Annotated in this window: 7 protein-coding genes; 3 read left to right on the plus strand and 4 right to left on the minus strand. The window is 70.7% G+C overall.

Annotation, left to right across the window (positions count from 1 at the left end):
• The first annotated feature begins 191 nt into the window (after positions 1-191).
• Complete coding sequence (locus tag ACFFJD_RS13720) at positions 192-9401, plus strand: fatty acid synthase subunit beta domain-containing protein (RefSeq protein ID WP_382365077.1); 9210 nt, start codon at positions 192-194, stop codon at positions 9399-9401.
• Positions 9398-9787, plus strand: a complete 390-nt coding sequence (gene acpS / locus ACFFJD_RS13725; protein WP_382365079.1) for a holo-ACP synthase AcpS — start codon at positions 9398-9400, stop codon at positions 9785-9787. The genes ACFFJD_RS13720 and acpS overlap by 4 nt, the downstream gene beginning before the upstream one ends.
• Positions 9788-9829: 42 nt before the next feature.
• Here the strand turns inward: acpS and ACFFJD_RS13730 are convergent, their stop codons facing one another.
• Positions 9830-10462, minus strand: coding sequence for a TetR/AcrR family transcriptional regulator (locus ACFFJD_RS13730; protein WP_382365081.1), 633 nt, complete (start codon positions 10460-10462; stop codon positions 9830-9832).
• Between the two features lie 7 nt (positions 10463-10469).
• On the minus strand, positions 10470-10943 hold the full coding sequence (gene bcp / locus ACFFJD_RS13735) for a thioredoxin-dependent thiol peroxidase (protein WP_382365083.1): 474 nt from the start codon (positions 10941-10943) through the stop codon (positions 10470-10472).
• Between the two features lie 136 nt (positions 10944-11079).
• On the opposite strand from bcp, the gene ACFFJD_RS13740 reads away from it, so the two are divergent.
• A complete protein-coding gene (locus tag ACFFJD_RS13740) occupies positions 11080-11304 on the plus strand; it encodes a DUF3618 domain-containing protein (protein ID WP_382365085.1) in 225 nt (74 codons plus the stop codon).
• Positions 11305-11361: 57 nt separating this feature from the next.
• Here ACFFJD_RS13740 and ACFFJD_RS13745 read toward each other — a convergent pair whose 3' ends face one another.
• Together ACFFJD_RS13745 and ACFFJD_RS13750 are read right to left on the minus strand one after the other, a co-directional pair.
• Positions 11362-12111 carry an SDR family NAD(P)-dependent oxidoreductase gene (locus ACFFJD_RS13745; protein WP_382365087.1) on the minus strand — a complete coding sequence of 250 codons (750 nt, stop codon included), beginning with the start codon at positions 12109-12111 and terminating at the stop codon, positions 11362-11364.
• A 14-nt stretch (positions 12112-12125) separates the two neighbouring features.
• The gene (locus ACFFJD_RS13750) at positions 12126-13682 is read right to left on the minus strand and encodes a long-chain-fatty-acid--CoA ligase (RefSeq protein WP_382365089.1); all 1557 of its coding nucleotides are present in this window, start codon (positions 13680-13682) and stop codon (positions 12126-12128) included.
• Positions 13683-13690 lie beyond the last annotated feature (8 nt).

Raw genomic sequence — 13690 nt, forward strand, 5'->3', positions numbered from 1 at the left:
TGCTGTATAACGAAAGCATAACGATTTTTGGAAGCCGAAAACCCTGGTGATGGCACTTACTCGCCGTTCTACCAGTGGGTATACGCCCGGGTCGGGTCCAAACATGAGGGAAGCCTCATATTTGGCTGTCATCATGGAACGCGGTCAGCGAGCCCTCGCTGTCTTGCCCGCGCACCCTTTCAGGAGAGCCTGTGACCCTCGATCAGTTCCGTTCCCGTTCGCGTAACGACCGAAGCTCCGCACCGGAACCGAGTCTGCTCGACCGTCTCACCGCGGGTGAGGCCTATGCCGTGAGTTTCGGGGGCCAGGGCGGCGCGTGGCTGCCGTCGTTCGCCGAGGTGGTGATCGACGCCGATCTGGAAGCGGCGATGACGGCCGTGGTCGACGACGCGGCCCGTCTCCTGGCGCCGGTCGCCGAGGACCTGGCCCGCGCCGGCACCCGCTCGTTCACCCCGATCGCGTGGATGCGCGCGATCGACGAGGACGCGCAGGCGTTCGACGACGCCGACCTGGCCGAGGCCAGCGTCTCGCTGCCCGGCGTGCTGCTGAGCCAGCTGGCCACCATCGCCTCCCTCGCCAAGCAGGGGCTCGACACCGGCGCGGTGCCGCCGATCGCCGTCGTCGGCCATTCCCAGGGCGTGCTGGCCACCGAGGCGCTGAGCGTCGACGGCGCCGCCCGCGACACCGACGACGCCCAGCTGCTGGCGCTGGCCCAGCTGATCGGCGCCGCCGCTGCCCTCACCGCCCGGCGTCGCGGCCTCGCAGGCAACGCCGACGCCTCGCCGATGCTGTCGGTCTCGCAGGCGCGCCCCAAGGATGTAGAGGTGCTGCTGGCGCGCTACGTCGCCGACCTGCCCGCCGATCAGCGCATCGGCGCCCCCGCGATCGCCGTGAAGAACAGTCGTCGCGCGCTGGTGCTCTCCGGCGCCCCGCGGCACCTGGCCGCCTTCCAGGCGCTGTGCGAGGAGGAGGCCGCACGCTCGGCCGACGAGCACAAGCGCAAGCTGACCGGCGGTTCGCCGTTCGCGCCGGTCTTCGAGAACGTCATGACCACGGTGCCCTTCCACCATCCCGACATGGCCGACGGCCTGTCCCTGGTGACCGAGTGGGCCCAGCGCTGCGGCATCGACCCGGCCCTGGCCCACCGCTACGCCGACGCGGTGCTGGTGGAGCACGTGGACTGGGTGGCCCAGATCGGTGAGGTCGTGGCCAGCGGTGCGCGCTGGCTGCTGGACTTCGGTCCCGCCGACATCGCGACCCGCCTGGCGTCGTCGCTGGTACGCGGCCAGGGCCTGGGCGCGGTGCCGGTCGCCACCCGCGGCGGCCAGCGCAACCTGTTCGTCCCGGGCAACGTCCCGGAGATCTCTGCGCCGTGGGCCCTGTTCGCCCCGCGTCTGGCGCAGCTGCCCGACGGCCGCACCGTGGTCGACACCCCGTTCACCCGCCTCACCGGTCGCTCGCCGATGCTGCTGGCTGGCATGACCCCCACCACCGTCGACCCCGCGATCGTCGCGGCGGCCGCCAACGCCGGCCACTGGGCCGAGCTGGCCGGCGGCGGTCAGGTGACGGAGGACATCTTCGCCGACAACGTCGCGCGGCTGACCGACCTGCTCGAGCCGGGCCGCGAGGTGCAGTTCAACTCGCTGTTCCTGGATCCGTACCTGTGGAAGCTGCAGCTGGGCGGCAAGCGCCTGGTGCAGAAGGCCCGCGCCACCGGCGCCCCGATCGACGGCGTGATCATCACCGCCGGCATCCCCGAACTGGAGGAGGCCGTCGACCTGGTGCACGAGCTGAACGAGGCCTCGCTGCACTACGTCGCGTTCAAGCCGGGCACCGTGGAGCAGATCCGCGCCGTGGTGCGCATCGCCAACGAGGTGCCCGCCTTCCCGATCATCGTCCAGGTGGAGGGCGGCCGCGCCGGCGGTCACCACTCGTGGGAAGACCTCGACGATCTGCTGCTGGCCACCTACGGCGAGCTGCGCGACCGTCCGAACGTGGTGATCTGCGTGGGCGGCGGCATCGGCACGCCCGAGCGCGCCGCCGAGTACCTGACCGGCGAATGGGCCACCCGCCACGGCTACCCGCTGATGCCGCTCGACGGGATCCTGATCGGCACCGCCGCGATGGCGACCCTGGAGGCCACCACCGCGCCCGAGGTGAAGCAGTTGCTGGCCGACACCCGCGGCTGCGCCGACTGGATCGGCGCCGGCCACAGCGAAGCGGGCATGGCCTCCGGGCGCAGCCAGCTCGGTGCCGACATCCACGAGATCGACAACACCGCCTCGCGCTGCGGCCGCCTGCTCGACGAGGTGGCCGGCGACGCCGACGCCGTGGCCGAGCGGCGTGAGGAGATCATCGCCGCCATGGCCGGCACCGCCAAGCCGTACTTCGGCGACGTGGCGACCATGACCTACCGGCAGTGGCTGGCGCGCTACGCCGAGCTGGCCGTCGGCCCCGACTCCGAGCAGATCCTGCCGTGGGCCGACGTCACCTGGGCGCAGCGTTTCACCGAGATGCTGCACCGCGCCGAAGCCCGCATGCACGAGCTGGATTCGGGCGACTTCCCGTCGCTGTTCGACGGCGCCGTGGACGACCCGCACGCCGCGATCGTCGAGCTGGCGCGCGCCTACCCGGCCATCGACGCCGACGTGCTGCACCCGGCCGACGTCGCGTTCTTCCTGGAGCTGTGCCGCACACCGGGCAAGCCGGTGAACTTCGTGCCGGTGGTGGACAAGGATGTGCGCCGCTGGTGGCGCAGCGACTCGCTGTGGCAGGCCCACGATCCGCGCTACCGCGCCGACGAGGTCTGCATCATCCCCGGCCCGGTGGCCGTCGCCGGTATCACCGAGGTGGACGAGCCCGTCGGTGACCTGCTGAACCGTTTCGAAGCGCACGTGGTGGACGTGCTGCGCACCGGCGGCGAGCACTCGTGGCCCGCCGACGCCCGTCGTCGGACCGGCGCGGTGCCCTCGGCCGGCCCGATCACCATGCTGCTGGAGTCGACCGACGTGTCGTGGGCCGGTCGCATCGTGGCCAACCCGATCGCGCTGCTGGGCGATCTCGCCGGCTGGGAGGTGTACGACGGCCAGGTGGCCGATCACGGCCCGACCGGTGCGCGCCTGGCGCAGGTCTCCGACGTCGACGTGTACCCGGCCCACTACGAGCTGTCGGTCCCGGTGGCCGGTACCGTCGTGCGCATCCCGCTGACCGTGGACGCGGGCTGCCTCGACGGCGCAGTTCCGAGCGTCGGCCTCACCGAGGCCGCGACCGCCATGCGGGAGCTGCTGACCGTCGCCGCCGGCGGCGAGCTGACCCCCGTCGCCGACGGGGTCGCCTCGACCACCATCGCCTGGCACGCCGATTCGGTGGCCGACCACAGCGGTGTCACCGCGGCCACGCTGCCGCGTCGGTTCGCCCCGATCACCCCGGCCGTGCCGCTCGGCTTCGCCGTGCCCGACACCCTGGTGACCGCCTGCTGGCCCGCCGTGTTCAGCGTGATCGGCGCCGCCACCACCGACGCCGGTGCGCCCGTGGTGGAGGGTCTGCTGGATCTGGTGCACCTGGACCACGCCGTCGAGCTGGCCGGGGCCGTCCCCGAGGCGGACACCGACCTGACCGTGCTCGCCCGCCTCGGCGACGTCTTCGACAGCTCCGCCGGTCGCGTGGTGGAGGTGACCGTCGAACTCTCCGACGCCGGCGCACCCGTCGCCACCCTCACCGAGCGCTTCGCCATCCGCGGCCGCAGCGGCAGCGCCGACCTGACCGATCCGCAGCGCGCCGGTGGCGCCCTCGTCGACGAGGTCACCGCCGTCCGCAAGCACGTGCGGACCACCACGATCGTCGCGCCCGCCGACATGACCGGCTTCGCCGTCGTCTCCGGCGACCGCAACCCGATCCACACCGATCTCCTGGCGGCCAAGCTGGCCGGGCTGGGGGAGCCGATCGTGCACGGGATGTGGCTCTCGGCCGCCGCCCAGCAGGTCGTCACCGCCGCGGACCTGGACAATCCGGTGCCGTCGCCGCGCGCCATCATCGGCTGGACCTCCCGTTTCCTCGGAATGGTTCGTCTCGGCGACACCATCACCGTGCGCACCGACCGCGTCGGCATGGACGCAGGCCGCGACGTGATCGAGGTGACCGCCAAGGTCGGCGACGACCTCGTGATGGCCGCGACCGCGCTGTTGGAGGCGCCGCGCACCGTGTACGCCTTCCCCGGGCAGGGCATTCAGAGCAAGGGCATGGGCCTGGCCGCCCGCGCCCGCAGCAAGGCCGCCCGCAAGATCTGGGACCGGGCCGACGCGCACACCCGCTCGGCGCTCGGCTTCTCGATCCTGGCCGTGGTCCGCGACAACCCCACCACGCTGGTGGCGAACGGTGAGACCTACCACCACCCGGACGGCGTGCTGTTCCTGACGCAGTTCACCCAGGTCGCCATGGCGACCCTCGGCGTGGCCCAGGTGGCCGAGCTCCGCGAGTCCGGCGGCTTCGTCGAGGGCGCGATCACGTGCGGCCACTCGGTCGGCGAGTACAACGCGCTCGCCGCATGCGCCGGGGTGCTGCCCCTCGAGGCCGTCCTCGAGGTGGTCTTCCAGCGCGGATCGGCCATGCACCACCTGGTGCCGCGCGACGCGCACGGCCGCAGCGACTACCGCATGGCGGCCATCCGACCGAGCCAGTTCGGGCTCGACGACGCGCAGGTCATCGGCTTCGTCTCCGGCTTCGGCGAGGAGGTGGGCGAGTACCTGGAGGTGGTCAACCTCAACCTGCTCGGCTCGCAGTACGCGATCGCCGGCACCGTCCGCGGCCTGGAGCTGCTGCAGGAGGAGGTGGAGCGCCGCGTCGCCGAGCATGGCGGCAAGCGTGCCTTCATCCTGGTGCCCGGGATCGACGTCCCGTTCCACTCCACCGTGCTGCGCGCCGGTGTGCCCGAGTTCCGGGGCAAGCTCGACGAGCTGCTGCCCGAGCACATCGACCCGGCGATCCTCGTCGGTCGCTACATCCCGAACCTGGTGCCCCGCCTGTTCAACCTGGAACGCGCCTTCATTCAGGAGATCGCCGACCTGGTGCCCTCCGAGCCCCTCGACGCGGTGCTCGCGGACTGGGATTCGTGGTCGCAGCGTCCGGCCGAGCTGACCCGCGTGGTGCTGATCGAGCTGCTGGCCTGGCAGTTCGCCAGCCCGGTGCGCTGGATCGAGACGCAGGATCTGCTGTTCTCCACCCCGGAACAGGGCGGTCTGGGCACCCAGCGCTTCGTCGAGGTGGGGGTGGCCACCGCGCCCACGCTCACCGGCCTGGCGCGTAACACCCTGAAGCTGCCGGACTACGCGACCGCGGCCACCGAGGTGGTCAACGTCGAGTCCGACGCCGCCCTGCTCACCGCGCAGGACGCCGGTGCCGAGCCGGAAACGGACGAGCTCGACGAGCCGTCGGCGCCGACGACCGAGGCCGCCGCGCCGGCCGCCGCCGCACCGGCACCCGTGGCCACCGCGGCCGCGACCGGCCCGCGTCCGGACGACATCGCCTTCGGGCCCACCGACGCCGTGCGTGCGGTGATCGCCCTGTGGACCAAGATGCGCACCGATCAGATCGGTACCGCCGACACCATCGAGGCGCTGTGCGACGGCGTCTCCTCCCGACGCAACCAGCTGCTGCTGGACGTCGGTGCCGAGCTCGGACTCGGTGCCATCGACGGTGCCGCCGAGGCCGACATGACGGCGCTGTCGACCACCGTCAACTCGCTGGCCCGCGGCTACCGCCCGCTCGGCGACGTGCTGACCGACGCCGTCAGCGACCAGTTCCGCAAGGTGGCCGGCCCGGTCGGCAAGCGGCAGTCGTACGTCGTGGACCGGATCACCGGCACCTGGCAGCTGGGCCCGGGCTGGGCGCAGCACGCGCTGGTCGCCCTCGCCCTGGGCACCCGTGACGGCGCCAGCGTGCGCGGCGGCGACCTCGGCGACCTGCTCGACGGCCCGGTGTCCAACGTCGACGCCCTCGACGCGGTGATCGACCGTGCGGTCCGCAGCGTCGGCGCCGCCCGCGGCACCGCCGTGGAGATCCCGGCGGCGGCCTCCGGCGGGGGTGCGGCGGTCGACGCCGCGGCCCTCGGCGAGTTCGCCGAGCAGATCACCGGTCCGGACGGCGTGCTGGCCGCGGCCGCACAGACCGTGCTGGCCAAGCTGGGCCTGACCGACACCGCGTCGGCCGCCCCGGCCGACCCGGAGGCCGGTCTGCTGGCCGATCGGGTGAGCGCGGAATTGGGCGCGGACTGGCAGCGCACCGTCGCACCGGCCTTCGACGCCGAGCGCGCCGTGCTCATCGACGACCGCTGGGCCACCGCGCGCGAGGATCTGGCGACCCTGTGGCTGACCGAATCCGCCGAACTGGACGCGCAGGCCGTGGCCGCACGTTTCGTCGGCGCCGGGCAGACCGTCGCCGATCACGCGAACTGGTGGACGCAGAAGGCACGCGCCGAGGGACACTCCGCGCACGCCGAGGCCTACGCGGCCATCGCCGCGGAGGCCGCGCGCACCGTCGTGGGCGAGTTCGCCGACGACATCGCCGTGGTGACCGGCGCCTCTGCCGGATCGATCGCCGCGGCCGTGGTGGGTCGTCTCCTGGCCGGTGGCGCCACCGTGGTGGCCACCACCTCGCGCCTGAACACCGAGCGTCTGGACTTCTACAAGAAGCTCTATCGCGAGCACGCCGGCATCGGCGCCGCGCTGTGGGTGGTGCCGGCCAACATGGCCTCGTACACCGACGTCGACGGGCTGATCGACTGGCTGGGCTCCGAGCAGACCGAGAACCTGGGTGCCAGCACCGCGGTGGTCAAGCCGGTGCTGCGGCCGAGCCTGCTGTTCCCGTTCGCCGCGCCCCGCGTGGCCGGTGACCTCACCGACGCCGGCGCCCGCGCCGAGCTGGAGATGAAGGTGCTGCTGTGGTCGGTGGAGCGGCTGATCGGTGGCCTGTCGGCCATCGGCGCCGACCACGACATCGCCGGCCGCCTGCACGTGGTCCTGCCGGGCTCGCCCAACCGCGGCATGTTCGGCGGCGACGGCGCGTACGGCGAGAGCAAGGCCGCACTGGATGCCCTGGTGACCCGCTGGGGTGCCGAGGACTCGTGGAACGGCCGCACCAGCCTGGCGCACGCCCTGATCGGCTGGGTGCGCGGCACCGGGCTGATGGGTGCCAACGACGTGATGGTCGACGCGGTCGAGAAGGCCGGTGTGCGCACGTGGAGCACCGAGGAGATGGCGGCCAACCTGGTCGAGCTGTGCTCGCCGCAGGCCCGTACTTCGGCGCAGACCGAGCCGCTGCTGGCCGACTTCACCGCAGGCCTCGACGGTGCCTCGCTGGACATGAAGGCGCTGGCCGAGCAGGCACAGGCGGCCGCGGACCGCGCCGCCGAGAGCTCCGAGGAGACCGAGGGCACGCGGGTGTCGGCGCTGTCGGCGCCGGCCCGCGCCGAACTGGGCCACCGCCTGGACTGGGCCGAGCTCGACGCTCGCCCCGAGGACCTGGTGGTCATCGTCGGTGCCGGTGAGGTGGGCCCGTACGGTTCCGCGCGCACCCGGTTCGAGATGGAGGTGGACGAGAAGCTGTCCGCCGCCGGTGTGCTGGAACTGGCGTGGAGCGTCGGGCTGGTGCAGTGGGACACCGCACCTAAGCCCGGCTGGTACGACGTCGAATCCGGCGACCCGGTCGCCGAGGCCGACATCGCCGAGCGCTACCACGACGCGGTCCTCGAGCGCTGCGGCATTCGCCGCTACGCCGACGAGGGCGCGATGGTGGAAAACTCGGCGCCGCTGCTCGAGTCGGTCTTCCTGGATCAGGACCTGAGCTTCTCGGTGCCGTCGGAGGCGCAGGCCCGTGCCTTCGCCGCCGCCGATCCCGAGCGCACCCGGGTCGCTCCGGCCGGGGACACCGGCGACTGGACGGTGACCCGCCTGGCGGGCACCGAGATCCGCGTGCCGCGTCGCTTCGAGCTGTCCCGCACCGTGGGCGGTCAGATCCCCACCGGTTTCGACCCGGTGCGCTGGGGCGTCTCGCCGGACATGGCCGAGTCGGTCGACCGCGTGGCCCTGTGGAACCTGGTCGCCACCGTCGACGCCTTCGTGACGGCGGGCTTCTCGCCGGCCGAGCTCATGCGCTGGGTGCACCCGAGCCTGGTGGCCAACACGCAGGGCACCGGCATGGGCGGCATGACCTCGATGAGGTCGCTGTACATCGACACGCTGCTGGGTGAGGCCAAGGCCAACGACATCCTGCAGGAGGCGCTGCCGAACGTCGTGGCCGCGCACGTGGTCCAGTCGTACATCGGCTCCTACGGTGCGATGATCCACCCGGTCGCCGCGTGTGCCACCGCCGCCGTCTCGGTGGAGGAGGGCGTCGACAAGATCCGTCTGGGCAAGGCGCTGTTCGCCGTCGCCGGCGGCTTCGACGACATCGGTATCGAAGGGATCGTGGGCTTCGGCGACATGTCGGCCACCGCGGACTCGGCCAAGATGGCCGCGCGCGGTATCGACGAGCGACGCTTCTCGCGGGCCAACGACCGTCGACGCGGCGGCTTCGTCGAGTCGGCGGGCGGCGGCACCGTCCTGCTGGCCCGCGGCGACGTCGCGGCGCAGATGGGTCTGCCGGTGCTCGGTGTGGTCGCGTGGGCGCAGAGCTTCGGCGACGGCGTGCACACCTCCATCCCGGCTCCGGGCCTGGGTGCGCTGGGCGCCGCGCGCGGCGGCGTCGACTCGCCGCTGGCCGCGTCGCTGGCCGCGCTGGGCGTGACCCCGGACGAGGTGGCCGTCGTCTCCAAGCACGACACCTCGACGCGGGCCAACGACCCCAACGAGTCCGAGCTGCACGAGCGGCTGGCCTCGGCGATCGGCCGCACCGAGGGTGCTCCGCTGTTCGTGGTCTCGCAGAAGTCGCTGACCGGTCACGCCAAGGGCGGCGCCGCCGCCTTCCAGCTGATCGGCCTGTGCCAGGTGCTGCGCGACGGCGTCATCCCGCCCAACCGCAGCCTGGACTGCGTCGACGAGAAGATGGCCGAGTACCCGCACCTGGTCTGGCCGCGGTCTCCGATCGCGATGGGCGAGCGGTTCGGCCTCAAGGCCGGTGTGCTCACCAGCCTCGGCTTCGGGCACGTGTCCGGTCTGATCGCCGTCGTCCATCCCGAGGCGTTCGTGGCGAGCCTGCCCGCCGAGCAGCGCGAGGCCTACCGTGCGGCGGCCGCCGAGCGGCTGCGTGCCGGTCAGCAGCGTCTGCTGGAGGCCATGTGCGGTGGTGAGGCGGCGTACGTGCGCCCGCCGAACCGTCGGTTCGACGAGACCGTCGACGAGCACGACGCCGAGGCCGCGCTGCTGCTGGATCCGCAGGTCCGCCTCGACCAGGCCGGGTCGTACCGATGAGCATCGTGGGCGTCGGGATCGACGTGGTGAGTGTGCCCGGCTTCGCCGAGCAGCTGGATCAGCCGGGATCGACCATGCTGATGAGCTTCCGGGTCGGGGAACGACGCGACGCGGCCGCCGGCAGCGGTGAGGATGCACAGCACCTCGCCGCCCGGTGGGCGGCGCGGGAAGCGGTCATCAAGGCGTGGTCGTCGAGCCGCTACGCGCAGACTCCGGTGCTGCCGGAGACGGCGGTCAACGACGTGGAGATCGTCGCCGACAACTGGGGCCGACCCAAGGTGCGGCTGCACGGCGACCTGGCCAAGTATCTGGCCGACGTGCAGATCCACATCTCGTTGACGCACGACGGCGACACCGCCGCCGCGGTGGCGATCCTGGAGGTGTAGACCGATTCTCGGCGGACGGGCACGCGCCCGTCCGCCGAGTCGTCATCTGCCGGCCGTCTCCTCCAGGAGGAGATAGCCGGCGAGCATGCGTTTGAGCTCCTGCACGGTCAGGTCGTGGTCGTGACCGTCCTGCACGGAGAAACTGAGCAGCGAATAGGCGGTGTGCACCAGCACCTGCGCCATCATCTCGCGGCGCTCGCGCTGGCTCGGGGTGAGCGGGGCCAGGATGCGGGCCACCTGCTCGGCCAGGATCTGCTCGTTGAGCGAGGCGGTGAGCCGGGTGGCCGGGGTCGACTGCACGGCCAGCCACACCGCGCGCCGCGACGGGTCGGTGCGCCACAGCGCCGCCAGGTGGTCGAGGAACTTCTCGAGCAGCACCGGCCATTCCAGCGACGGGATCTCCCCGGCGAAGGCGTTCAGTTCGTCGCGCACCGAGGCGGTGTCGACGCGGTCGAGTTCGCACACGATCACGTACTTGTTGGCGAAGTACTGGTACAGCGTGCCGATCGGCACGTCGGCGCGCGCGGCGATCTGCTCGCAGGTGAGGGAGTCGAAGCCGTCGGCGATCAGCACCTCGCGGGCGGCGGTGAGGATGTCCTCGAACTTTCGTCGGCTGCGCTCCTGCGCGGGCCGCTTGCGGGGGACCAGCGGTTGCGCCGCGGCATCGGCGGTCATGGCGGGGCTACAGGGACAGGTCGCGACGAATCTTCGCGACGTGCCCGGTGGCCCGCACGTTGTACATCGCCGCGGCGATGCGACCGTCCTCGTCGACCAGGAAGGTGGAGCGGATCACGCCGGTGACCACCTTGCCGTACAGCTTCTTCTCGCCGAAGGCGCCGTACGCGGTGAGGACTTCCTTCTCCGGATCCGACAGCAGCGGGAAGTTCAGCTCGTCGCGTTGGACGAACTTGGCGAGCTTGGCCGGCTTGTCCGGCGAGATGCCGACGACGGCCACCCCGGACTCGTTCAGCTCGGCCAGATTGTCGCGGAAGTCGCAGGCCTGCTTCGTGCAGCCCGGCGTCATCGCGGCGGGGTAGAAGTACACCAGGACCTTGCGTCCGGCGTAGTCGGACAGCGAGACCGGGTTGCCGTCGGCATCGGGCAAGGTGAACAGGGGAGCGATGTCGCCGACTTCGAGTCGTCCGTTGGCTGCCATGGAATCACCCTAACCGGACGGCCGTCGCGGTGGAACGAGAGCATGTCAACGGCTGTCGCCCGGTGGGTGGGTACGCTCGACGTATTGCGGGTGAGAACCCCGTGCCGACATCCGACCCATCCCTTTGGAGGACCGCGTGGCCGACGACACCGAACGCATCGAGCAGGAGATCGCGCGGGCGCGCGAAGAGCTGGCGACGACTCTGGACCAGCTGGCCGATCGGGCCAACCCCCAGCGCCTGGCCGACGACCTGAAGACCAAGGCGCTGGCCCTGCTGTCCAGTCCGCCGGTGAAGTTCTCGTTGATCGGCGCCGGCGCGCTCACCGTGGTGATCGTGGTGCGCAAGATCGTCAAGAACTGACCGACCTGCGCGAGCGGCCCCCGATCTGCTGATCGGGGGCCGCTCGCATCTGGGTGACTAAACCGTGTGGAAACCGCCGTCGACCGGCAGCACAGCACCGGTGATGAAGCTGGCGTCGTCGGAGGCTAGGAACCCGATGGCCCGGGCCACCTCCACTGGGTCGCCGAAGCGTGCCAGCGGGGTACGCTGCAGCAGTGCCGCATAGACCTCTGGGGCGACGGTCTTGACCGATTCCAGCAGTGGGGTGTCGATCCAGCCGGGCGCCACGGCATTGCACCGGATGCCGGCTGGCGCGTGCACCTGCGCCATCGATTTGGTCAGCTGCACGATGGCCCCCTTGCTGGCCGAATACGCGGGCCCGTCGGCCGATCCGAAGATGCTGAGCATTGAGGCGATGTTGACGATCGAGGCTCCCGTGTTCTTGGCCAGCAGCGGTGCACTCTTCACGATGAAGTACTGCACTGCGAGCAGATTGATCTCGATGACGCGAGCGAAGCCCTCGGGCTCTTGTTCGGGAGGCCCGAGAGTCACTCCGGCGGCCGGGACCAGGACGTCGAGTCGGTCGAGCGTCGCGAAGAAGGCGTCCACCGCTGCTCGGTTGGTCACATCTAATTCGGTGACACGAATGTCTAGACCGTCGTTGCCGTTGATTCCGGTGGGAAAGTCGACGCAGTCGGCGCCCAGGCCGACGGCGTGCACAGTGGCACCGAGCCCAGCGAAGTGCAGCGCCGTCGCGGCACCGATTCCGGAGGTACCGCCGGTGACGAGCACCGTACGGCCGGAGAAAGTATTGGAGGGCAGTGTCATGAGAGTTCCTTTACTCAGACGGGGGAGTACTGGTCGCGCAGATTGCGCTTGAGGATCTTTCCGGCGCCTGACTTGGGCAGGCCGTTCTCGACGAAATGGACGAGGCGAGGCACCTTGTAGCCGGCCACGAGTTCGCGACAGTGCGCCTGCAGATCGTCGGCGCTCACCGCGTCTGATCTCCGGAGGACTACGGCGGCAGTCACGACCTCGCCCCACTGCGCATCGGGCGTACCGAAGACGGCGACCTCGAGGACATCGGGATGGCGGTACAGCGCGTTCTCCACTTCCGTGGAGTACACGTTCTCACCGCCGGTGATGATCATGTCCTTTAGGCGGTCGACAACGAACAGGTAACCGTCGTCGTCCAGATAGCCCATGTCGCCGGTATGAAACCAGCCATCTACCAATGCGGTGGCGGTCTCCTCGGCGTTGTTCAGGTATCCCTTCATCACATTCATTCCTCGAACGGTGATCTCGCCGACCTGCCCGGCTGGCAGTACGGTGCCGTCGTGGGCGCGGGTTTCGACGTCGACTCCGACCACCGGGCGACCGGCTGAGCGGAGACGGGCCTGGGCCTGCGGGGTGGCGTCGGTGACGCCGTCGCGGTGATCGCGGTGGGTCAGGAAGGTGACGATCGGCGCTGCCTCGGTCATTCCGTACACCTGACACCAGTCGCAGCCGAGTGTGTCGATTGCGGTGCGCAGCAGCGATACCGGCATGGGGGACGCGCCGTAGAGCACCGACTTCAGGGAGCTGATGTCGTAGTCTCCAAGCGGCTCCGCCAAGAGCATGGTGACCATGGTCGGCACCAGCATGGCCTGCGTGACGCGTTCGTGCTCCACCGTCGCAAGCCAGAGCGTGCGCTCAAAGCCGCCGATTATCACGTGAGTGCCGCCGACCCACGTAAGCGCGATGGTGGATGCGCCGTCGGCGAGATGAAACATCGGTCCAGCATGCAGATAGACGTCGTGCTCGGTGTAGCCGAGGCTGATCAGAGCATGCTTGGCGTTGGCCACCAGATTGGCATGGGTCAGCTCCACTCCCTTCGGTCGGCCGGTGGTGCCGCCGGTGTAGAAGATTCCGGCGGTGTCGTCACCGCCGGCCGCGACGATCACTGGGGTGCGGTCGCCGGTGAGGAGCGCCTCGAAATCGTGGCAGTCTGGGGGGCACGAACCGTCGCCCGTGTAGACCAGGGCGGTGACCGAGGGACAGTCCTCGCGAATCTGCCGTCCCATCTCGAGGAAGTCGTCGCCCACCAGGAGAACCCGGGTTTGCGAATCGTCAACGATGTAGGCGATCTCCGCGGGTGACAGGCGTGTATTGATCTCGTTGAGCACGCGACCGTAGCGGGGTACGCCCAGCCAGGCCACCAGGTGGGCGCGGCTGTTCTTCGTAAGGACTCCGACCACGTCGCCGGGTGTCAGCCCGAGTTCGTCGAGGGCAGCGTTGAACGACTCGACGCGGGCCGAGAGGTCCCGGTACGTCCAGCGATGGCTCCCGTCGACGAGTGCCGTGTGGTCCCCGAAGAATCGGGCAGCCCGGGTTAGGGCCGAGCCGATGTTCTCTTGCATGGTGTTCT

It is taken from the genome of Gordonia phosphorivorans (assembly GCF_042432625.1).
Classification (GTDB): domain Bacteria; phylum Actinomycetota; class Actinomycetes; order Mycobacteriales; family Mycobacteriaceae; genus Gordonia; species Gordonia phosphorivorans.